The 20,767-nt window shown below is 60.0% G+C and carries 19 protein-coding genes; 14 read left to right on the plus strand and 5 right to left on the minus strand.

The genetic code is table 11. The features are described from left to right. Nucleotides 1-94 precede the first annotated feature (94 nt). Nucleotides 95-3,532: a ParB/RepB/Spo0J family partition protein gene (locus tag ABEH28_RS07540; RefSeq protein ID WP_346629527.1), complete on the plus strand. Its 3,438-nt coding sequence runs from the start codon at nucleotides 95-97 to the stop codon at nucleotides 3,530-3,532. A 21-nt stretch (nucleotides 3,533-3,553) separates the two neighbouring features. Here ABEH28_RS07540 and ABEH28_RS07545 read toward each other — a convergent pair whose 3' ends face one another. After that, complete coding sequence (locus ABEH28_RS07545) at nucleotides 3,554-4,156, minus strand: DUF4124 domain-containing protein (RefSeq protein ID WP_346629528.1); 603 nt, start codon at nucleotides 4,154-4,156, stop codon at nucleotides 3,554-3,556. Nucleotides 4,157-4,177: 21 nt separating this feature from the next. Next, nucleotides 4,178-4,819: an orotate phosphoribosyltransferase gene (gene pyrE / locus ABEH28_RS07550; protein WP_192171459.1), complete on the minus strand. Its 642-nt coding sequence runs from the start codon at nucleotides 4,817-4,819 to the stop codon at nucleotides 4,178-4,180. Between the two features lie 82 nt (nucleotides 4,820-4,901). On the opposite strand from pyrE, the gene ABEH28_RS07555 reads away from it, so the two are divergent. Then, on the plus strand, nucleotides 4,902-5,681 hold the full coding sequence (locus ABEH28_RS07555; RefSeq protein ID WP_065988229.1) for an exodeoxyribonuclease III: 780 nt from the start codon (nucleotides 4,902-4,904) through the stop codon (nucleotides 5,679-5,681). Between the two features lie 83 nt (nucleotides 5,682-5,764). Here the strand turns inward: ABEH28_RS07555 and ABEH28_RS07560 are convergent, their stop codons facing one another. Beyond that, nucleotides 5,765-6,133 (minus strand): DUF4870 domain-containing protein, encoded by a 369-nt coding sequence (locus tag ABEH28_RS07560; RefSeq protein ID WP_346629529.1) that lies wholly within the window; start codon nucleotides 6,131-6,133, stop codon nucleotides 5,765-5,767. A 57-nt stretch (nucleotides 6,134-6,190) separates the two neighbouring features. Next, nucleotides 6,191-6,913 carry a ribonuclease PH gene (gene rph, locus ABEH28_RS07565; RefSeq protein ID WP_122534172.1) on the minus strand — a complete coding sequence of 241 codons (723 nt, stop codon included), beginning with the start codon at nucleotides 6,911-6,913 and terminating at the stop codon, nucleotides 6,191-6,193. A 290-nt stretch (nucleotides 6,914-7,203) separates the two neighbouring features. On the opposite strand from rph, the gene ABEH28_RS07570 reads away from it, so the two are divergent. The 6 genes from ABEH28_RS07570 to ABEH28_RS07595 all read left to right on the plus strand — a co-directional run bounded on the left by ABEH28_RS07570 (nucleotide 7,204) and on the right by ABEH28_RS07595 (nucleotide 12,463). Further along, complete coding sequence (locus ABEH28_RS07570) at nucleotides 7,204-8,067, plus strand: YicC/YloC family endoribonuclease (protein WP_192171462.1); 864 nt, start codon at nucleotides 7,204-7,206, stop codon at nucleotides 8,065-8,067. Nucleotides 8,068-8,080: 13 nt separating this feature from the next. Beyond that, on the plus strand, nucleotides 8,081-8,701 hold the full coding sequence (gene gmk / locus ABEH28_RS07575; RefSeq protein ID WP_192171487.1) for a guanylate kinase: 621 nt from the start codon (nucleotides 8,081-8,083) through the stop codon (nucleotides 8,699-8,701). 129 nt (nucleotides 8,702-8,830) lie between these two features. Then, the gene (rpoZ, locus tag ABEH28_RS07580; protein ID WP_025257879.1) at nucleotides 8,831-9,094 is read left to right on the plus strand and encodes a DNA-directed RNA polymerase subunit omega; all 264 of its coding nucleotides are present in this window, start codon (nucleotides 8,831-8,833) and stop codon (nucleotides 9,092-9,094) included. 60 nt (nucleotides 9,095-9,154) lie between these two features. Further along, nucleotides 9,155-11,263 carry a bifunctional GTP diphosphokinase/guanosine-3',5'-bis pyrophosphate 3'-pyrophosphohydrolase gene (gene spoT / locus ABEH28_RS07585; protein WP_192171463.1) on the plus strand — a complete coding sequence of 703 codons (2,109 nt, stop codon included), beginning with the start codon at nucleotides 9,155-9,157 and terminating at the stop codon, nucleotides 11,261-11,263. A gap of 24 nt (nucleotides 11,264-11,287) precedes the next feature. Next, nucleotides 11,288-11,668, plus strand: a complete 381-nt coding sequence (locus ABEH28_RS07590; protein WP_065988223.1) for a RidA family protein — start codon at nucleotides 11,288-11,290, stop codon at nucleotides 11,666-11,668. A 57-nt stretch (nucleotides 11,669-11,725) separates the two neighbouring features. After that, complete coding sequence (locus ABEH28_RS07595; RefSeq protein WP_192171464.1) at nucleotides 11,726-12,463, plus strand: hypothetical protein; 738 nt, start codon at nucleotides 11,726-11,728, stop codon at nucleotides 12,461-12,463. A gap of 128 nt (nucleotides 12,464-12,591) precedes the next feature. Here the strand turns inward: ABEH28_RS07595 and ABEH28_RS07600 are convergent, their stop codons facing one another. Beyond that, on the minus strand, nucleotides 12,592-13,452 hold the full coding sequence (locus ABEH28_RS07600; RefSeq protein WP_346629530.1) for an NAD-dependent epimerase/dehydratase family protein: 861 nt from the start codon (nucleotides 13,450-13,452) through the stop codon (nucleotides 12,592-12,594). Nucleotides 13,453-13,664: 212 nt separating this feature from the next. On the opposite strand from ABEH28_RS07600, the gene exbB reads away from it, so the two are divergent. The 6 genes from exbB to ABEH28_RS07630 all read left to right on the plus strand — a co-directional run bounded on the left by exbB (nucleotide 13,665) and on the right by ABEH28_RS07630 (nucleotide 20,392). After that, entirely contained in the window at nucleotides 13,665-14,642 is a 978-nt protein-coding gene (exbB, locus tag ABEH28_RS07605; RefSeq protein ID WP_282365385.1) for a tonB-system energizer ExbB, read from the plus strand. Between the two features lie 3 nt (nucleotides 14,643-14,645). Then, nucleotides 14,646-15,071 carry a TonB system transport protein ExbD gene (exbD, locus tag ABEH28_RS07610; RefSeq protein ID WP_133773871.1) on the plus strand — a complete coding sequence of 142 codons (426 nt, stop codon included), beginning with the start codon at nucleotides 14,646-14,648 and terminating at the stop codon, nucleotides 15,069-15,071. Continuing rightward, entirely contained in the window at nucleotides 15,068-15,811 is a 744-nt protein-coding gene (locus tag ABEH28_RS07615; protein ID WP_192171467.1) for an energy transducer TonB, read from the plus strand. Before exbD ends, ABEH28_RS07615 begins: the two co-directional genes overlap by 4 nt. Before the next feature lie 91 nt (nucleotides 15,812-15,902). Further along, the gene (locus ABEH28_RS07620; protein ID WP_065988216.1) at nucleotides 15,903-16,832 is read left to right on the plus strand and encodes a hydrogen peroxide-inducible genes activator; all 930 of its coding nucleotides are present in this window, start codon (nucleotides 15,903-15,905) and stop codon (nucleotides 16,830-16,832) included. An 8-nt stretch (nucleotides 16,833-16,840) separates the two neighbouring features. Further along, a complete protein-coding gene (gene recG / locus ABEH28_RS07625; protein WP_192171468.1) occupies nucleotides 16,841-18,916 on the plus strand; it encodes an ATP-dependent DNA helicase RecG in 2,076 nt (691 codons plus the stop codon). Nucleotides 18,917-19,003: 87 nt separating this feature from the next. Continuing rightward, nucleotides 19,004-20,392 carry an HDOD domain-containing protein gene (locus tag ABEH28_RS07630; protein WP_346629531.1) on the plus strand — a complete coding sequence of 463 codons (1,389 nt, stop codon included), beginning with the start codon at nucleotides 19,004-19,006 and terminating at the stop codon, nucleotides 20,390-20,392. The last annotated feature ends 375 nt before the right edge of the window (nucleotides 20,393-20,767 follow it).

Here is a 20,767-nt window from a genome sequence, read left to right on the forward strand (position 1 = left end):
CAGATTTATCCGACCGGCTAAAGCGCCATCTGATGACAGTCACACCCTCAGGAACTGAACACCGTAGGTCTCGCTCATTATTTCGAGACCTCTTATGTCCACGCTGCATCGCAATACCCCGCCACCCGTTCAGCCAGAACCCTCATTGGAACTCCTTTTGCCCGGCGAGCAGCCGAATGTAGAGCTGGCGCCCCCGGCAGATGTGTTGGAGCCCTACGTCAGCGCGCAGTCGCTGACCGGGCACGACGCGCTTGAGGACGTCGCGCCATTCAGTGGCGTTTACAACGTCGACGGCCTGCTGTTCATCGAACTCGACGGCCGCACGTACGAAGTGGAATTCGATACCGACAACTTCCGCTTCAACCTTGTGGCACCTCGGGCGCCTGATCACGGGATGGACGAAAGCGCCGCGGCGCCAGCGAACCGGGAGCAGGTTCTACGCGGCTGGCACCCGACCTACCTCGCCGGCAGCCAGAGATGGTTGCTTTTACCCGCCACTTCACGCGTGAGTAGCACCGTAGAGCCTGCCCGACTCATGACGCTGCCTCATCAGGTCGACGCTTTGTTGACGACCGGGGATCTGGTCAGCATCAACGACACGGTCGGGCGTTTCCTGTTGCAAAACACGCCACAGCCGAACGACACCCAAGGTACGCAGACGCTGCTGTCGCTCCTCGCAGCCCCCCATTTGGCCGTCTTGAAGCCAGGCGCCAACGCTGCCAGGCCAACGCAAAAATCCCTGAGCATCGTCCTCGACTCGATGCTCAGCTCTGCGCCGGCCGAGACGCTCGCCGGTCAACTGCTCAAAGCGCTGGAATGGTACGGCGGCGAGGATGGTGAGGTCACCGCCCCGGTCATTCGCCAGCAACTGGTATGGGCGGCGCTCATGCTGGAGCTCAATCTCCCCGAGTACCAAAGGCCAGGACACGTTGCGGGTTGTGATCTGGAGGGGCCGCAGAATTGGGGCCTGACCTACCGGCAGCGTCAGACACGGCTGCTCAACGCGCTCGCAGCAAAGACCGCCACCCCTGAGCTGGCGCTGTACATCCTTTCGCCTGCCATTCCTGACTTCGTGGTGGAGGGCATCGATGAAGACCTGCGATACGGCACGGCGGCGTGGGTGAATTTCGTTCATGGCGTATCACTCGGCAATACGCTTGCTCCAGCGTTGGCATCGACGCTCACGTTCGAAGAAGTGATTCAGTTGCCCATGAACTTGAGCAAGGAGGCGAGCTATGAAGAGCTGACCTTGATTGCCACCACCCGCGCACTTCCCAGCCTGACGTGGGCGACCGCCAATGGACTATCGCGCAGTGAGGGCACTCACGACTTTTCGCTGTCGGAGATGGACGCGGCAGCGGCCGCCCTGGACGGTTACATTGCCAATGCGTTGGAGGCGGCCGAGGGAATGACCCGTGAGGTACCTGATCGCGTTCGACTAGCGATGGGCAAGCTTCGCGACATTTTTGGCGCCGAGGCCGACGACATCAAAAAAATGCTCATGTATCCCGCCGCCTTCAGCAGGCGACTTGAGCATTTATTGCGCAGTGACCCTTCAAGCGACGCTTCTCGTTTTTACTTGCTGGACGTTTTTTCAGCGGGAGAAATGGTGAACGGGACCGACACGTTCAAACCTGTCACGCCTCGAGCGCCAGTCAGAGGTGGGTTTGACAGGATCTCGACCCCGCTTATCGGCATCGATATTCCGAGGATGTTTGAAGCGCAATACCGGTTCTATGAAGCGCGAGCAAAAGCCGCCTACGCATTTATCATCGAGGAGCTGCTGGCGCAGTTGCCCGCCGAGGATCGAAGAGCGCTTCACTGCGGGAGGGTGAAGATTCATACGGTGCGCACATCCACGGGGAAGCTCGCAGGCTTCGAAGAGCCACAAGACAGAGAACGTAAGCGGGGTCGCTACGGTTTTATCCTCGAATGTGCGGACCGGGAAAGCACTTTTTACTACGAGCTTTTCCCTCTCGTGGGCGTTGCCGTACGTCATACCCGTTTGGCAATTCCTACCCGGCGCGCGCATCCCTTTCCTTCAGCACTGCCCTCAGCGCTGGAAATCGTGTCCGGAAATGCCGTGGGTATCGACTGGGACGCCTACGCCAACCTTACCAAGCCACAACCCGGCAAAACCTCTGTGGTCATCAGCGAAATGGTCGCCGAGCTCGCCCCGCTCGCCGCCCTGCCCGACGATGCAGGCATTGCCTTGACATCGGCACGCCTGAAGGACCTTTCATTCGAGGTAGCGACAACCCACCTGTTTTTTTACTCCCATGACGCCTACCTCTATCACCGCCATCAGACAGCATCGGAAGAGGTGGCCAGCAACTACCCTCCACTCTTGCGCAGTCTTGAACTGTTCGTTCCAGGGCTCGCCTGCACCAATGCGATTGCGACGGATGAGTCACCCGCCGTTGCCTGTACGCTGGACGCGCTCACTTTCGGCATCCCGGCATTGAGGCTTTTACGAGGTGCAATCAGACTGGCATTCAATGCGGGCAAGCTGAGTGTTATGCGGGCCCTGCCGACATTCGCGCAGTTGATGCCCGCCGTATTTCTGAGCTCTGCTCATGTGTATCGAGCGACACGCGCTTCCAGCACTTTCATGCCTGGGGCCATCGGCAAGCTGCTCGCTTCAAAGGCGTTCAATATGAACGCCTTTCATGCCCTGGCTCGTCGAATGCACGGCATCGCCAGGTCAACAGCAGGCATAAGCCAGGGCCTGCGCCACGTCTCTGGCATCCCCACCATCACAACGCCCACGCAATGGCACGGCACGAGCACCATGGATGTCCTCGCCAAAGTCGGGGACATTGAGAATGTGCCTGTGCGCAGAATCTCCAACGCTGTGTCTCGCACGCAGGGCGCCTATTACCTGATTACCTCGGGGTGCGCATATGGCCCACGGCTGATCGCGCGACGAGCCATGGGGAATTCACTGCAACGCATCAACGGCAGGCCGGGCTATCCCCTGTCTGGCCGAGGCGCGATGAAAAACCCCATCGCGGGACCCAATAGCGGCACGCTGGGCCCTGCGATCGATGCCACTACTGATCTGGCAGACGTGATGAAGGTCAATGGCATCAGTGCAACGCCAGAGCAGCTTACTGCCATCAGAGAAGCTATGGAGGACGGAACGCCGCTGTTTATCTACGAAACCGCCAACGGCAGCAAAAGCATCGCGCTCCATGATGTGTACGACGGGGTATATCTGGACGCCCTCACCAACTTGCGGGTGAGCGTTTTCAGGTTTTATAACCATGCCACCCTGAAAACATGGCGTGTAGACCCTGCACTTCAGGCTAATGTCATGCAGGTCGCCCCACAGCGCCTGAATCCCGGTCGAGGAGAGTTGATTCAGAAGCGGCTGGACGACATCAAGTCAGGCATTACCGAGGGGCAATACCTGCCGCCTATTCACGTCAGGGAGCTGGAAAACGGCGCCTATCCGGTGGTCAACGGCAATCATCGGCTTGCCGCTGCGCTCGACATGCAGCTTGAGACTGTCCCGGTGCTGATCGTCTGATCCGAAGCGAGGGCGCGCAGGCTAGCGGCCCAAAAGCTTCTGCAACCGCGCACGATCTTGCGCGAACTCGGTTTCGGCCTGGGTTCGCGCAGTCTGATAGCGCAGGATGTCGACTTTCAGGTTCTGCTGCTGATCGCGCAGGTCGTCCATCTGATCGAGCAGCGTCTTGGGCACAGGATGCCCTGCCCGCTCCTGATCAGCCGCCTGCGTCTGAAGTGCGCCCTGCTGCGTGACGAGGTTCTGAATGTTGCCTTGAGCCACGATGATCAAGCCGTCGAGTTCAGCGAGCCGACGATTCTTCGCTCGGTCGACGTCTTCGACGCTGGTGTACAGCCGAAGCAGATGCGCATCGGCGTCGGACTGCAGCTTGGCCGCCTGGGCATCGCGCAGTTCATCGGCCGAAGGTGCAGGCGGTATCGTCTGCACCACGCGACCGCGCTGATTCAGCACTTCATAACCCTTGCCGACGTACTCCGGGGGCACGCCCTGGCGATCGAGCACGGTCACGCCGCGATTGTCGACGTAGCGATACAGCACGATGCCCGGGGCGTCGTCCGCTTGAACACTCGCGATGCAACCCAAACCCAGCGACAGACAAAAACCCAACGTGCCCAGCTTGAGCATAAACCGCATCCTTTTGGAGGCTCAGATTCCGTATTGAGCCCGGTAAGCCTCGACGGCAGGCAAGTGCTGCTTGAGCTGAGGATCGTCGGCCAGGAATTCCAGCACCTGATTCAACGAAACGATGCTCACCACCGGAATGCCGAAATCACGCTCGACTTCCTGAATGGCAGACAGCTCGCCATTGCCGCGCTCCTGGCGGTTCAACGCGATCAGCACGCCGGCAGCGTTCGCGCCCTGGGCCTGAATGATCTGCATGACTTCGCGAATCGCGGTACCTGCAGTTATTACGTCATCGATGATCAGCACATTTCCGGTCAGCGGCGCGCCCACCAGGCTGCCGCCTTCGCCATGGGCCTTGGCCTCTTTGCGGTTGAAGCACCAGGGTAGGTCGAGGCTGTGATGGTCGGCCAGCGCCACGGCAGTCGCCGCTGCAAGGGGAATACCCTTGTAGGCCGGGCCGAACAGAACATCGAAGGAGATACCGCTTTCAACAACGGCAGCGGCGTAGAACTTACCCAGTTGGGCGAGGGCCGAACCACTGTTGAAAAGACCGGCATTGAAGAAGTAAGGACTGGTGCGCCCAGACTTCAATGTGAACTCACCGAAGCGCAAAACTCCGCGATCGATGGCAAAACGAATGAAATCGCGTTGATACGCCTGCATGAAAAAAGCCCCGAATACCACGGATTTAGCTAATTAGGTAGAGCTCGGGTATCATACACGCACGTGATTTTTGGGGCCATTTATGCGGATCATCAGTGTGAACGTTAATGGTATTCAGGCTGCAGTCGAGCGTGGTTTGCTCAGTTGGCTGCAAGCCCAGAATGCCGACGTCATCTGCCTTCAGGACACCCGCGCCTCCGCCTTTGAACTGGACGACCCAGCCTTCCAACTGGACGGCTACTTCCTATATGCCTGCGAAGCCGAAGTGCCTGCCCAGGGTGGCGTGGCGCTTTACTCGCGGCTGCAGCCGAAGGCAGTTATCAACGGTCTTGGTTTCGAGACGGCTGACCGTTACGGGCGTTACCTGCAGGCAGATTTCGACAAAGTCAGTATCGCTACCTTGCTGCTTCCTTCCGGAATGAACGGCGATGAAGACTTGAATCAGAAATTCAAGCTCATGGACGATTTCGGCAAGTACCTCGACAAGCAGCGGCGCAAACGTCGCGAGTACATTTACTGTGGCTCGTTGTATGTGGCGCAACAGAAGCTGGACATCAAGAACTGGCGTGACAGCCAGCAATCTCCGGGCTTCCTGGCACCAGAGCGTGCATGGATGGACGAGATCGTTGGCAACATGGGTTACGTCGATGCCCTGCGCGAAGTCAGCCGTGAAGGCGATCAGTACAGCTGGTGGCCGGATAACGAACAGGCCGAGATGCTCAACCTGGGCTGGCGCTTCGATTATCAACTGCTGACCCCGGGCCTGCGTCGTTTCGTACGCAGTGCGCGCCTTCCACGCCAGCCGCGCTTCTCGCAACACGCGCCGCTGATCGTGGATTACGACTGGACGCTCACCATCTGACGTTCAGTTGCTCAAAAAAAGCCGACGTGAAGTCGGCTTTTGTTTGTCCGCAGATCAGGCATTTGCCCGATCCCCGTGAAGTCTTACTTGATCAACCGCCAGGTAAACGGATAGCGGTAGACGACGCCGTCATTGACCTTGACGCCCGCGATGATCGTCAGCACCAGCGCGCCGACGCCCACCAGCATCAACAGCGGAAAGCCGATAATCACCACCATCAGCAAAAAACAGATCATCGCGGCGATGGCGACGGTGATCTGAAAATTGAGGGCTTCCTTGCCCTGGGCATCGATGTACGGGTCGACTTCTTTCTTGAGCTGCCAGACGATCAGCGGCCCGAGCAAATTGCCGAACGGGAAGATCAGGCCGAAGAACGCCGCGAAGTGGCACAGCATTGCCCACTGACGGACTTCTTTACTCGGCGTTGGCAACGGCGACTGACTCTCGATCATCATGCTTTCCCTGTTTTGATGTAGTGCTCTGACATGGTGTTCTGAGGTAGAAACCGATCAGTCGGCCAGTGCCGCCTGCTGCAGTTCGAAGATTTCGTTCATGCCTTTTTGAGCCAGTGCCAGCATCGCGTTCAAGTCTTCAGGCTGGAACGGCGCGCCCTCGGCAGTGCCCTGCACTTCGATGAAACCGCCCGCATTGGTCATGACCACGTTGAGGTCGGTCTCGGCCGCAGAGTCTTCAAGATAATCCAGGTCCAGGACCGGCTCGCCCTGATACATGCCCACCGATACGGCTGCGATCATCTGCTTCAGCGGATCGCCACCCTTCAGGCCGCCACGCTTTTTGATCGATTTGAGTGCATCGATCAGCGCAACCATGGAGCCGGTGATCGACGCAGTGCGTGTCCCGCCGTCTGCCTGGATCACGTCGCAGTCGACATACAAGGTGATTTCACCCAGCTTGGACATGTCCAGTGCCGCACGCAGCGAGCGGCCGATCAGGCGCTGGATTTCGAGGGTACGGCCGCCCTGCTTGCCACGGCTGGCTTCGCGCTGGTTACGCTCGCCCGTTGCGCGAGGCAGCATGCCGTACTCAGCCGTCAACCAGCCCTGGCCCTGCCCCTTGAGAAAACGCGGAACGCCGTTTTCAACGCTGACGGTGCAGATCACCTTGGTATCACCGAACTCGACCAGCACAGAACCCTCGGCGTGCTTGGTGTAGTTGCGGGTGATGCGGATCGGGCGAAGCTGATCGGCAGCGCGACCACTTGGACGTTTCATCTGGGATACCTGTACTGGGAGACGGAAAACTGGCCTGCATTATAGAGGTGCAGGCACGGCTTGGGACATCTAATGACACATCGCTCACAACCAACGCCGCTGAAGGGCACTGCCGGACAGCAGGATCACGACGCCGCGCATCGCTTGCGACAATGCCACATTTGGGCGCACACCCTGCACTGAGCTACAATCCTGCGCCTTTATAGCCAGTCGTTTCCCCACGACACTTTGCCGGGGATTCATCCCGGACCGGCTATCCGCAAACGCCTGAATTTATAGAGGTACTTCCCATGGTGCACAGCATGACGGCTTTTGCCCGCGCTGAACGAGCCGGCCCACAAGGCACGCTGAGCTGGGAAATGCGCTCGGTCAATCACCGTTACCTCGAACCCCATTTGCGCCTGCCGGAATCCTTCCGTGACCTCGAAGGCGCTGTACGTGAAGCGCTGCGCCAGGGCCTTTCCCGGGGCAAAATCGAATGCACCCTGCGTTTTACTGAAGAAACCGCAGGCAAACCGCTGCAGGTTGATCGCGAGCGCGCAGGGCAACTGGTCGCGGCTGCGGAGATCGTTGCCAGCCTGATCAAACAACCTGCTGCGCTGAACCCGCTTGAAGTGCTGGCCTGGCCCGGTGTGCTGGTGGCCGACGCTGCCGATCCGCAAGCGCTCAACAATGATGCCCTGGCCTTGTTCAACGAAGCCCTTGAAGAACTCAAGGCCGGGCGCGCCCGCGAAGGCGCCGATCTGGCCAGGCTTCTCGACGAACGGCTTACCGCGATCAAGACTGAAGTCGCGACCTTGCGTACGCTCGTGCCGCAGATGCTCGCCGCCCAGCGCCAGAAGGTGCTCGATCGCTTTGCCGACATGAAGGCCGAGCTCGATCCGCAGCGTCTGGAACAGGAAATGGTCCTGCTGGCGCAAAAAAGCGACGTCGCCGAAGAACTCGACCGCCTGAGCACGCACGTCACCGAGGTTCGCCGCGTGCTCAAAGCCGGCGGACAAGCCGGGCGTCGGCTGGATTTTCTGATGCAAGAGCTCAACCGCGAAGCCAACACCCTGGGCTCCAAAGCCTTTGATCCTCGAAGCACGCAAGCTGCCGTCAACCTCAAAGTGTTGATCGAGCAGATGCGCGAACAAGTGCAGAACATTGAGTAAGGCCACCTCCGACATGACCCACAGCACCGGCACCCTGTACATCATTTCCGCCCCATCGGGCGCGGGCAAGACCAGCCTGGTCAACGCCCTGATCAACGCTCAGCCGCAGATTCGCGTGTCGGTGTCCCACACCACGCGGGCCATGCGTCCGGGAGAAGTGGACGGCGTGAATTACCACTTCGTCGACCGCGCCGAGTTCGTGCGCATGATCGAGCATGGCGATTTTCTCGAACAGGCGGAGGTCTTCGGCAACATGTACGGGACGTCACAAAGCCGTTTGCAGCAGACGCTGGACGAAGGTCATGACCTGATTCTGGAGATCGACTGGCAAGGTGCAGAGCAGGTTCGCAAACTGATGCCCCACGCCCGCTCGATCTTCATTCTGCCGCCGACCCAGCAGGCGCTGCGCCAGCGTTTGACCAACCGGGGCCAGGACAGCGACGAGATCATCGAGGGCCGCATGCGCGAGGCGGTCAGCGAGATGAGTCACTACGCCGAATACGATTACATTGTGATCAACGACGATTTCGCCACGGCGCTCGAAGACCTGAAAGCGATCTTCCGCGCCAATTTGCTGAGCCAGGAGCACCAACAGCAGCGTCATAGTCAGCTGTTGTCGCAACTGTTGGCCTGATCGGTTTTTGCCCGGCAAAACCGGGCTATTGAAATCAGCGCTTCCCTAAACGCTGGTGATTTTTTAGACTGTCGAGTCCGCTCGCCCATTCGGGCACCGCGCATATCGCATTTGCTACGAGGAATACCCATGGCCCGCGTGACCGTTGAAGACTGCCTGGAACATGTAGATAACCGTTTTGAGCTGGTCATGCTCGCCACCAAGCGCTCGCGTCAACTGGCGACCGGTGGCAAAGAGCCAAAGCTGGCATGGGAAAACGACAAGCCTACCGTAGTGGCCCTGCGTGAAATCGCTGCAGGCCTGATGGATTACGCTGTTATCGCAGAAGCCGAAATCGTTGAAGATGAACCACTGTTCGCGGCATTCGAGGACGAGTCCAGCGAGGCCGTCTAAGCCTATGCCTGGTCGACGTAGCAAGGCGCAGGGTCACAGCCTTCGGCAAGGAGATTTATCTTGCCGAGCATAGACGCCCTCGCCGATCGCCTCGCGACCTACCTCGGCGCAGACCAGGTCAATCTGGTCCGCCGGGCGTACTTCTACGCCGAACAAGCCCACGACGGCCAACGCCGTCGCAGCGGCGAAGCCTACGTCACGCATCCGCTGGCGGTGGCCAATATTCTTGCCGACATGCACATGGACCATCAGAGCCTGATGGCCGCCATGCTGCATGACGTGATCGAAGACACCGGCATCGCCAAAGAAGCGCTCTGCGCACAGTTTGGCGAAACGGTGGCCGAATTGGTCGACGGGGTCAGCAAACTGACCCAGATGAACTTCGAGACCAAAGCCGAAGCTCAGGCCGAGAACTTCCAGAAGATGGCGATGGCCATGGCGCGGGACATCCGTGTGATTCTGGTCAAGCTCGCCGACCGCCTGCACAACATGCGCACGCTGGAAGTCCTTTCCGGAGAGAAGCGCCGTCGCATCGCCAAAGAAACCCTCGAAATCTACGCCCCTATCGCCAATCGTCTTGGCATGCACAGCGTGCGCATCGAATTCGAAGACCTGGGTTTCAAGGCGATGTACCCGATGCGCTCTTCGCGCATTGGCCAGGCGGTCAAGCGCGCGCGCGGCAACCGCAAGGAACTGGTCAACAAAATCGAAGAGTCGCTGAGCCACTGCCTCGCCGTTGACGGCATCGAAGGCGAAGTCAGCGGTCGTCAGAAGCACCTGTATGGCATCTACAAAAAGATGCGCGGCAAGCGCCGAGCCTTCAACGAGATCATGGACGTCTACGCGTTCAGGATCATCGTTGACAAGGTCGACACCTGCTATCGCGTGCTCGGCGCTGTGCATAATTTGTACAAGCCGCTGCCCGGCCGCTTCAAGGATTACATCGCGATCCCGAAAGCCAACGGCTATCAATCGCTGCACACCACCCTGTTCGGGATGCACGGCGTGCCCATCGAAATCCAGATTCGTACCCGCGAAATGGAAGAGATGGCCAACAACGGCATCGCCGCGCACTGGCTGTACAAATCATCTGGCGATGAACAGCCGAAAAGCACCCACGCGCGGGCCCGTCAGTGGGTCAAGGGCGTGCTGGAAATGCAGCAGCGTGCGGGTAACTCGCTGGAATTCATCGAAAGTGTGAAGATTGACCTGTTCCCGGACGAGGTCTACGTGTTCACGCCCAAGGGCCGAATCATGGAGCTGCCGAAAGGCTCCACAGCGGTGGACTTCGCATATGCCGTGCACACCGACGTTGGCAACAGCTGCATCGCCTGCCGGATCAATCGCCGGCTGGCGCCGCTGTCCGAACCGCTGCAAAGCGGCTCGACCGTCGAGATTGTGAGTGCGCCGGGAGCACGTCCGAATCCGGCCTGGCTCAACTTTGTCGTGACCGGCAAGGCCCGTACGCACATCCGTCATGCGCTCAAACTACAGCGCCGATCGGAGTCGATCAATCTCGGCGAACGCCTGCTGAACAAAGTACTCAACGGTTTCGACAGCACGCTGGAAAAAATTCCGGCCGAACGGGTGCGCCTGATCCTTGCCGAGTACCGGGTCGAGGTCATCGAAGACCTGCTCGAAGACATTGGCCTGGGTAACCGCATGGCTTACGTGGTCGCTCGCCGATTGCTGGCCAGTGAAGGCGATCAACTGCCAAACGCAGAAGGTCCACTGGCTATTCGTGGCACCGAGGGCCTCGTCCTCAGCTACGCCAAGTGCTGCACGCCGATTCCAGGCGACCCGATCGTCGGGCATCTGTCCGCGGGCAAAGGCATGGTCGTGCACCTGGACAACTGTCGGAACATCGCGGAAATCCGCCACAACCCCGAGAAGTGCATTCAGCTGTCCTGGGCCAAAGACGTCACCGGCGAATTCAACGTTGAGTTGCGCGTCGAACTGGAACACCAGCGTGGCCTGATCGCCTTGCTTGCCAGCAGCGTCAACGCCGCGGACGGCAACATCGAAAAAATCAGTATGGATGAACGCGATGGTCGCATCAGCGTGGTCCAACTGGTGGTCAGCGTGCACGACCGCGTGCATCTGGCCCGTGTGATCAAGAAACTGCGCGCCCTGGCCGGCGTGATCCGCATCACCCGTATGCGCGCGTAGTCAAACCGCAAACAGGAGTTTTTCATGAGCAAGACCGTCATCTCCAGCGACAAAGCCCCCGCCGCCATCGGCACCTACTCCCAGGCAATCAAAGCGGGCAACACCGTCTACATGTCGGGCCAGATTCCGCTGGACCCGAAGACCATGGAACTGGTCGAAGGCTTCGAAGCACAGACCGTTCAGGTCTTCGAAAACCTGAAGGCGGTGGCCGAAGCCGCAGGCGGTTCGTTCAAGGACATCGTCAAGCTGAATATCTTCCTCACTGACCTGAGCCACTTCGCCAAGGTCAACGAGATCATGGGCAAATATTTCGAACAGCCGTACCCGGCGCGCGCCGCCATTGGCGTGGCTGCGCTGCCGCGTGGCGCTCAAGTCGAAATGGACGCCATTCTGGTCATCGAGTAAATCCCGGTGCGGAGCACAAGCACGCTCCGCCTCCTCAGAAAAGGAAGGACTCCGCCCATGCGCGTTGCGTTTGCCCTCTCGCTGCTGGTCGCACTGCTCAGCGGCTGCGCCAGCCACTCCGACAAAAGCCCGGACGGCACCTGGATCAACCAGGCGGCCATCGACGCGGCAGCCCAAGGCGGCAACCTGCGTCAGGCGCTGCTGGCCTACGGCCCGAATCTGGAATGGAACATCAACACCAAGGCCGGACAAGCCACTGCTTCAAACGGCTTCGAGCTGAGTGAAGGCAAGATCGCCAGCAATGCCGACGGCAAGCTGCGCGTCGACTTCTACGGCAATGCGTCTGATGAGCTGACCATCAAGGGCGATGAGCTGGTGCAACGCGCCAGCGACACCGGGCCTGAGCAGCATTTCCGCTCGCCGAAAGAAGCCCCACCGGCCGGCGCGCAACCCGGCACCAGCTTTGAGCGCGCGCTCTACACCGCCTACCTTGGTGGCAAGTGGACCATCGTCAATGGCGACGGTCAGGGCAGCACGGTTGAATTCCTGCCAGACGGCAGCGTCAGCGGCCTGCCAGGTAATGATCGCTACGCACTGTGCCTGGCCGGCGACTGCGCGGCCATGAGCGGTGAATACGACAGCATGTGGCTGGAGAAGAACGAGCGCGGTAACCCGTGGATTTTCGTTCGCAACGGCAAACAGCTGGAGTTGTTCCAGGCGGTGAACAACGCCCAGGCAACTGAAATGCCTGACCTGCGCCCGGGCGAGAAGCGCTGGGTGCTTGAGAAGAACTGACTATCGCATACGCAGGGTAGGACCGGCTTCAGCCGGGAAGAGGCCAGTCCATACAACCTCAATTTTCCGGTTGTTAACCTGACGCCTTCCCGGCTAAAGCCGGTCCTACCAATCGGCGCCAAAGCGAGCTAGTTCGGCTGGTCTGCCAGCATCGCCTCATACCCTTCTTTATAAGTCGCATAACGCAGCGTCCAGCCCAGCGCTTTGGCGCGGGCGTTGCTACAGCGCTTGCTGCCGGCGCGGCGCACGTTGTGCTCATCCGACCACTCTGTGACGCCCAGACGCTGACGCATCCAGTCGACCACTTCGGCCAGCGGCGCGGGCGCATCGTCAACGCCGATATAACAGTCTTCCAGCGCTACATCGTCTGCAGCCGCACGCAGCAAAAACGCCAGCAGCCCGGCCGCGTCATCAGCATGAATACGGTTGCCATACAGGGGCGGATCAGTTGCAACACTGTAGCCCTGACGTACACGGTTCATCAGATCACTGCGTCCCGGGCCGTAAATCCCGGTCAGCCTGACGATGGTAGCTGGCACACCGCTGTCCAACGCCACTTGTTCAGCTTCGCGCATGACCTGGCCTGAGTACCCGGTCGCTTCGACAGGCGACGTTTCATCAACCCACTCGCCGTGCTGCTGGCCATAGACGCTGCTGCTGGACACGAACAACATCCGCTTCGGCCTCTGTCCGCTGCGCTCGCTCCAGCCCAGCACGTGCCGAAGGCCTTCGACATAAGCCGCGCGGTAACCCGCCTCATCCCGGTCAGTAGGTGTGGCGCAGTAGACCAGGTAATCCAGTCGCCCTTCCGGCCAGTGAGCGGGAATGCGGGGGTCGAAAAGATCGCCGCTGACGCCTAGCACGCCGCTGGGCAGTTTCTCTACCGAGCGGCGCAGGCCGTACACGGTCCAGTCATCGGGCATAAGTTGGGAGGCCAGTCGGCTCCCGATATCGCCACATCCAGCAATCAAAACGGATGGTGCTGACATGTCCAATCTCCACATCACTTGTTGAATTTAAGCCTGTAAAGCGGGCTGTAAAACCGACCATTGGGACGCATTCTCATGAAAAAAGAGACGCTCTTACTTTTGTTAACAAGAATTACTTGCAATAATGACGGCCCTTTGTTCTCCTCCGCTCGCCTCGCGCCAGCGTGACGCTCTCAGAACGAACACCTATTTTCATATCAGGTCGGGCCAGCATGACATCTATTCAAACCCCCGCTTCGTCCATTGCCAACCGAGGTCTGCCACGCGCAGGACGCGCCATTGCCGCGCTGCTGTTCAGCCTGATGTTGACGCCCATAGCGCTCGCCGACTCCAACGCTCCCGTACAAAAGCCCGCCGTACAGGCCGAGGCGCCAACCGCCACTCCGGTTGACCCTGCGACAACGCCAGGCGTTCAAGAACTGACCCCGGCATCTGCTCCGGCTGAGTCGCTTGATGCCGCTGCGGAAGATAACAGCCTGGGCATGTCCCACGACCTCTCGCCCTGGGGTATGTACAAGAACGCGGACATCATCGTCAAAGCCGTGATGATCGGTCTGGCCATCGCATCGGTCATTACCTGGACCATCTGGATCGCCAAGGGCTTCGAACTGCTGGGCGCCAAGCGTCGTCTGCGGAGCGAAATCGCTGCGCTGAAACGTGCACGCAACCTGGACGAAGCCAGCGCAGGGTCGAAGAAAGAAGGCACCCTTTCCCATTTGCTGGTGCACGACGCACTGGAAGAGATGCGCCTGTCGGTCAACACCCGCGAACGGGAAGGCATCAAGGAGCGCGTCGCTTTCCGCCTTGAACGCCTGGTCGCCGCCTGCGGCCGCAACATGAGCATGGGCACCGGCGTGTTGGCCACCATCGGCTCGACTGCGCCGTTTGTGGGCCTGTTTGGCACCGTATGGGGGATCATGAACAGCTTTATCGGCATAGCCAAAACCCAGACCACCAACCTGGCTGTCGTGGCGCCGGGCATCGCCGAGGCCTTGCTGGCCACCGCACTGGGTCTGGTTGCCGCGATTCCCGCCGTCGTCATCTACAACGTCTTCGCCCGCTCCATTGCCGGCTACAAGGCGCAAGTGTCCGACGCTTCGGCGCAGGTTCTATTGCTGGTCAGTCGCGATCTGGATCACCAGCCTGCGGTCGAGCGCAGCCAATCGCCGCACATGGTAAAGATGGGGTAAACCATGGGCCTGCATTTGAAGGAAGGCGACGACGAGCTCGCCGAGAACCACGAAATCAACGTGACGCCGTTCATCGACGTCATGCTGGTCCTGCTGATCATCTTCATGGTTGCCGCCCCGCTGGCAACCGTAGACATCAAAGTTGACCTGCCTGCCTCTACCGCCAAGCCGGTGCCTCGACCCGAGAAGCCGATTTTCCTGAGCGTGAAAGCCGACCAGAGCCTGTACCTGGGCGATGAAAAAGTGGCCCGCGAGCAGATCGGTCAGGTGCTGGATGCCAAGACCAAAGGCAAGAAAGACACCACGATCTTCTTCCAGGCCGACAAGGGCGTCGACTACGGCGACCTGATGGACGTCATGAACGCCCTGCGCGGCGCTGGCTACCTTAAGGTGGGCCTGGTGGGTCTCGAGACGGTCGGCAAGAAATGATCAATACGCGCCAAAAGCTGACGCGCTATAGCGGTAGCCTGTTGTTGGTGCTGGCGGTCCATGCCGTGGCGATTGTCGTCGCATTGCGCTGGCCCTCCTCGCAGGCCATCGAGCTGCCGCCGGCCGCGATGATGGTCGAGCTGGCGCCTGCTCCCGAGCCCGCCCCGCCGCCACCGCCAAAAGTCGTGCAACCGCCGCAGCCGCCTGCGCCTGAAGAACAACTGCCGATTCCGCCAGTCGCCGAAGCGCCCAAGGCCGAGATCGCCGTACCCAAGCCGGTCAAGCCCAAGCCCAAACCACAGCCGCCAAAACCTGTGAAAAAGGTCGAGCCGCCGAAGGAAGAAAAGCCAGCCGACGACAAGCCGCTGGACGCCCCGCCGTCCAACGCCAAGCCGGAGAAGTCAGCGTCGCCGCAACCTGCTCCGCCCACGCCGCCAAGCAATGCATTACCTACTTGGCAGGGTGAATTGCTGAGTCACCTGAGCAAGTTCAAGCGGTACCCGGAAGATGCTCGACGTCGGGGCATGCAGGGCACCAGTCGTCTGCGCTTCGTAGTCGATGGCGAAGGCCGCGTGTTGTCCTATGAACTGGCCGGAGGCTCGGGCAGCGCATCACTGGATCGAGCGACGCTGGAAATGATCCGCCGCGCGCAGCCATTGCCCAAGCCGCCGCCGGAATTGCTGAAGAACGGGTCGCTGGAAGTGGTCGCTCCCTTCGTTTATTCCCTGGATAAACGCTGAAACCAGAATTTTGTCAGCCGCGACGGGTTGATAACGTGCGTCTATCGATTGCACCCGCTATGCTGGGGCCGCAACTTCATGGACGCACGTTATGACCCTCACAGAATTGCGCTACATCGTTACCCTCGCTCAAGAGCAGCATTTCGGCCATGCCGCTGAACGCTGTCACGTCAGCCAGCCGACCTTGTCGGTGGGCGTCAAGAAGCTGGAAGATGAACTCGGTGTGCTGATTTTCGAGCGCAGCAAGAGTGCCGTACGTCTGACCCCGGTTGGCGAGGGCATCGTGGCTCAGGCGCAGAAAGTCCTCGAACAGGCCCAAGGCATTCGTGAACTGGCCCAGACCGGCAAGAACCAGCTGACCGCGCCGCTTAAAGTCGGCGCGATCTACACCGTCGGCCCGTATCTTTTTCCTCACCTGATTCCCCAACTGCACCGGGTCGCCCCGCAGATGCCGTTGTACATCGAGGAAAACTTCACCCACGTGCTGCGCGACAAGCTGCGCAATGGCGAGCTCGACGCGATCATCATCGCCCTGCCGTTCAACGAGGCTGATGTCCTGACGCTGTCACTGTACGACGAGCCGTTCTACGTACTGATGCCTGCCGATCATCCATGGACCCAGAAAAAGACCATTGATGCCTCGGCACTGAACGACAAGAGCCTGCTGTTGCTGGGCGAAGGTCATTGCTTCCGCGATCAGGTGCTCGAAGCCTGTCCGACGCTGGTTAAGGGCGGCGATGCTGCCAAGCACACCACGGTGGAGTCCAGCTCGCTGGAAACCATTCGGCACATGGTCGCTTCAGGACTGGGTATTTCCATCCTGCCGATGTCCGCTGTCGACAGCCATCACTACGCACCCGGCGTGATCGAAGTCCGTCCGCTGTCGCCGCCAGTACCATTCCGCACTGTGGCAATCGCCTGGCGTGCCAGCTTCCCGCGTCCGAAAGCCATCGAAATCCTCGCTGATTCGATTCGTCTGTGTTCCGTCGCTCGTCCGAAAGCTCAGGCTGAAGCGAGTTAAGGGACGGTATGACGGAGCTGTCTCATGTCTCGGTCACGGCGCTAAAAGGCGTCGGTGAGGCAATGGCTGAAAAGCTGGCGAAAGTCGGTCTTGAGAACATTCAAGACGTGCTGTTTCACCTGCCGTTGCGTTATCAGGACAGGACTCGCGTCGTGCCCATCGGCGAATTGCGCCCGGGCCAGGACGCGGTGGTCGAGGGCGTGGTCAGCGGCGCCGACGTGGTGATGGGCAAGCGCCGCAGTTTGCTGGTCAGGATCGGCGACGGCACCGGCGTGTTGAGCCTGCGCTTTTACCACTTCAGCAACGCGCAGAAGGACGGCCTCAAGCGCGGTACCCATGTGCGCTGTTACGGCGAAGCCCGGCCCGGCGCTTCGGGGCTTGAGATCTATCACCCTGAATACCGCGCGATCACCGGCGATGAGCCGGTGGCTGTCGAGCAGACGCTGACACCGATCTATCCCACGACCGAAGGCCTCACCCAGCAGCGCCTGCGGCAATTGTGTCAGCAGAGCCTGTCGATGCTCGGCCCGAAAAGCCTGCCTGACTGGCTGCCGGATGAGCTGGCGCGCGACTATCAACTCGCGCCCCTGGCTGAGGCCATTCATTACCTGCACAACCCGCCTGCCGATGCTGACGTCGAAGAGCTCGCGCTGGGCCATCACTGGGCGCAGCACCGACTGGCATTTGAAGAGTTGCTGACGCACCAGCTTTCCCAGCAACGCCTGCGTGAAAGCCTGCGCTCGCAACGCGCGCCTGCATTGCCTCCGGCGAAACGCCTGCCGAAGCAATTCCTCGCCAACCTCGGATTCCCGCCCACAGGTGCGCAGCAGCGCGTCGGCAATGAGATCGCCTACGACCTCAGTCAGAACGAGCCGATGCTGCGGCTGATTCAGGGCGACGTAGGCGCTGGCAAAACGGTCGTTGCAGCACTCGCGGCGTTGCAGGCGCTGGAGGCTGGCTATCAGGTTGCACTGATGGCGCCCACGGAGATTCTTGCCGAGCAGCATTTCATCAATTTCACCCGCTGGCTGGAGCCTCTCGGCATAGAGACGGCCTGGCTCGCGGGCAAACTCAAGGGCAAGGCGCGGGCGGCATCCCTGGCGCAGATTGCCGGCGGCACACCGATGGTGGTCGGCACCCACGCGCTGTTCCAGGACGAAGTGCAGTTCAGGAATCTCGCGCTGGTCATCATCGACGAACAGCACCGTTTCGGTGTTCAGCAACGTCTGGCCCTGCGCAAGAAAGGCGTCGGCGGCTCGATGTGCCCACACCAATTGATCATGACCGCCACCCCCATTCCACGCACGCTGGCGATGAGCGCCTACGCCGACCTCGACACGTCGATCCTGGACGAACTGCCACCTGGGCGTACGCCGGTGAACACCGTGTTGGTGGTCGACAGCCGACGGATCGAAGTCGTCGAGCGTGTACGCAATGCGTGCGCCGAAGGCCGGCAGGCGTACTGGGTGTGCACGCTGATCGAGGAGTCCGAGGAGCTGACATGCCAGGCCGCTGAAACCACGTTCGAGGAACTGACCAGCGCGCTGGGCGAGCTCAAGGTCGGCCTGATTCACGGGCGCATGAAGCCCGCCGAAAAAGCCGCCGTCATGGCCGAGTTCAAGCAGGGCAATCTGAATCTGCTGATTGCAACGACGGTGATCGAGGTCGGCGTGGACGTTCCCAATGCCAGCCTGATGATCATCGAAAACCCGGAACGCCTGGGCCTGGCGCAGCTGCATCAATTGCGCGGTCGGGTCGGCCGGGGCAGCGCGGCCAGCCATTGCGTGCTGCTGTACCACCCGCCACTTTCGCAGATCGGTCGTCAGCGGCTGGGCATCATGCGTGAAACCAACGACGGCTTCGTCATCGCTGAAAAAGATCTGGAGCTGCGTGGGCCAGGCGAGATGCTCGGCACGCGTCAGACAGGGCTGCTGCAGTTCAAGGTTGCTGACCTGATGCGCGATGCAGATTTGCTGCCTGCGGTCAGGGACGCGGCCCAGGCACTGCTTGAACGCTGGCCGCACCATGTCAGTCCCCTGCTGGAACGCTGGTTGCGCCATGGCCAGCAATACGGGCAAGTGTGAAGCAGTCAACGCAATAACAGGGTGTCTCACCTCTATAACAACTAAGCTGGTTATACTTCAGCGATTGTAGGAATCTGGATACAGGCCATGACAGAAGTTGCCCACATCGACACAAGCCCACACTGCCCTTCTGTCATTCGGCAGTTGCTGGGCAAACTCAACTTCCGTGAAGTAACTGACGATGAGTCTCTGCCGCCTGCCCAGAAGGTTCAGGCCATTCTGGTCGATGACTCCGTTGGCGCGCTGTTTATCCTGTTTCCGCAAAACCAATTGCTGGACCTCAACCGCATCACCGAGTTGACCGGCCGCAAATTGAAAGCGGTTCCGAAAGAGTCGCTTGAGCTCATGCTGCAAAAACACAAGCTCGGCACGTTGCCCGGCCTGCCTGCACTGACCAGCTCGCCTTGTCTGTATGAGGAGCGAATTCTGTCTGGCCCTGCCGTGCTGATCGACTCCGGCGAGCCGGGCCTCTTGCTGGAAATCAGCAGCGAGGATTTCAAAACGCTGTTGACCAAGGCAAGCGCTGCCCGCTTTGGCGAACCGGTGACGTCGGTCACCCCTAACCTCACGCGTCCCGATGACGACCGCGAGGAGATCACCAAAGCCGTTCAGAACTTCACCGCCCGACGCATTCAGCAGCGCCTGGAGTCCACGGTGGAAATCCCGCCGCTGGCCGACACGGCGCAGAAGATTATCAAGCTGCGTGTCGACCCGGACGCGACCATCGACGACATCACCGGCGTAGTCGAAACCGATCCGGCATTGGCGGCCCAGGTGGTGAGCTGGGCGGCCTCTCCGTATTACGGTTCAGCCGGCAAAATCCGTTCGGTGGAAGACGCCATCGTTCGCGTGCTGGGTTTTGATCTGGTGATCAATCTGGCGCTCGGTCTGGCGCTGGGCAAAACCCTGGCGTTGCCCAAGGATCATCCGCAGCAGGCGACGCCTTACTGGCAGCAGTCGATCTACACGGCTGCGATCATCGAAGGCCTGACCCGCGCGATGCCCCGTGCCGAGCGCCCGGAAAGTGGCCTGACCTACCTCGCCGGTTTGCTGCACAACTTCGGTTATCTGCTGCTGGCGCATGTGTTTCCGCCGCACTTTTCGCTGATCTGCCGCCAGATCGAAGTCAATCCGCACCTGCATCACAGCTATGTCGAACAGCATCTGCTGGGCATCAGCCGCGAGCAGATCGGCTCCTGGCTGATGCGCAACTGGGACATGCCGGAGGAGCTGGTCATCGCCCTGCGCTTTCAGCACGACCCGCACTACGCAGGTGAGCATCACAAGTATGCAAACCTGGTATGCCTGGCGGTGAGGCTGCTGCGCAAGGAAGGCATCGGCTCCGGCCCTCTGGAAGGTATTCCGGACGAACTGCTCGAGCGCCTGAAGCTCTCTCGCGAGAAAGCTCAGGACGTCGTGAAGAAAGTGCTGGAGGCCGAAGTGCTGTTGCGCGAACTGGCCTCGCAGTTCAGCTGATCTCGAAATGCCCGCTTGCAGCCTGAGAGTTAGCTGCGCTTTTTGTTGGGAAGAGGTTGCTCACTAAGATCTGTGGGCATTCAGCTATTGTCTGTGGTGACTCAGCATCAGTCTTCGCGAGCAAGCTCGCTCCCACAGGATCTGGGCTGACTCAACATCTCAGGTACACCACTGCACTCGTGGGAGTGAGCTTGCTCACGAAGAGGCTGGAGCATTCAGCTATTTTCTGCGGTGACTCAGCGTCAGTCTTCGCGAGCAAGCTCGCTTGTATGGTTAGACTTGAAGGGGTGGTGGGACGAACAGTTCGCATCTGACTGCTGTAACAGTACAGACCGTGGGAGACCTCGCCCCACCCCTTCCACCAAAAGCGCCGAT

This window comes from Pseudomonas sp. Ps21-P2 (assembly GCF_039672565.1).
Classification (GTDB): domain Bacteria; phylum Pseudomonadota; class Gammaproteobacteria; order Pseudomonadales; family Pseudomonadaceae; genus Aquipseudomonas.

Excerpts from the sequence above, each read along its gene's own strand:
- gmk (WP_192171487.1), top strand. The coding sequence starts at position 8,081 with ATGACCCACAGCACCGGCACCCTGTACATCATTTCCGCCCCATCGGGC.
- ABEH28_RS07615 (WP_192171467.1), top strand. The coding sequence starts at position 15,068 with ATGATCAATACGCGCCAAAAGCTGACGCGCTATAGCGGTAGCCTGTTG.
- pyrE (WP_192171459.1), bottom strand. The coding sequence starts at position 4,819 with ATGCAGGCGTATCAACGCGATTTCATTCGTTTTGCCATCGATCGCGGA.
- ABEH28_RS07630 (WP_346629531.1), top strand. The coding sequence starts at position 19,004 with ATGACAGAAGTTGCCCACATCGACACAAGCCCACACTGCCCTTCTGTC.
- ABEH28_RS07545 (WP_346629528.1), bottom strand. The coding sequence starts at position 4,156 with ATGCTCAAGCTGGGCACGTTGGGTTTTTGTCTGTCGCTGGGTTTGGGT.
- ABEH28_RS07600 (WP_346629530.1), bottom strand. The coding sequence starts at position 13,452 with ATGTCAGCACCATCCGTTTTGATTGCTGGATGTGGCGATATCGGGAGC.
- ABEH28_RS07595 (WP_192171464.1), top strand. The coding sequence starts at position 11,726 with ATGCGCGTTGCGTTTGCCCTCTCGCTGCTGGTCGCACTGCTCAGCGGC.
- ABEH28_RS07560 (WP_346629529.1), bottom strand. The coding sequence starts at position 6,133 with ATGATCGAGAGTCAGTCGCCGTTGCCAACGCCGAGTAAAGAAGTCCGT.
- rph (WP_122534172.1), bottom strand. The coding sequence starts at position 6,913 with ATGAAACGTCCAAGTGGTCGCGCTGCCGATCAGCTTCGCCCGATCCGC.
- ABEH28_RS07590 (WP_065988223.1), top strand. The coding sequence starts at position 11,288 with ATGAGCAAGACCGTCATCTCCAGCGACAAAGCCCCCGCCGCCATCGGC.
- rpoZ (WP_025257879.1), top strand. The coding sequence starts at position 8,831 with ATGGCCCGCGTGACCGTTGAAGACTGCCTGGAACATGTAGATAACCGT.
- ABEH28_RS07570 (WP_192171462.1), top strand. The coding sequence starts at position 7,204 with ATGGTGCACAGCATGACGGCTTTTGCCCGCGCTGAACGAGCCGGCCCA.
- ABEH28_RS07555 (WP_065988229.1), top strand. The coding sequence starts at position 4,902 with ATGCGGATCATCAGTGTGAACGTTAATGGTATTCAGGCTGCAGTCGAG.
- ABEH28_RS07540 (WP_346629527.1), top strand. The coding sequence starts at position 95 with ATGTCCACGCTGCATCGCAATACCCCGCCACCCGTTCAGCCAGAACCC.
- ABEH28_RS07620 (WP_065988216.1), top strand. The coding sequence starts at position 15,903 with ATGACCCTCACAGAATTGCGCTACATCGTTACCCTCGCTCAAGAGCAG.
- recG (WP_192171468.1), top strand. The coding sequence starts at position 16,841 with ATGACGGAGCTGTCTCATGTCTCGGTCACGGCGCTAAAAGGCGTCGGT.
- exbB (WP_282365385.1), top strand. The coding sequence starts at position 13,665 with ATGACATCTATTCAAACCCCCGCTTCGTCCATTGCCAACCGAGGTCTG.
- exbD (WP_133773871.1), top strand. The coding sequence starts at position 14,646 with ATGGGCCTGCATTTGAAGGAAGGCGACGACGAGCTCGCCGAGAACCAC.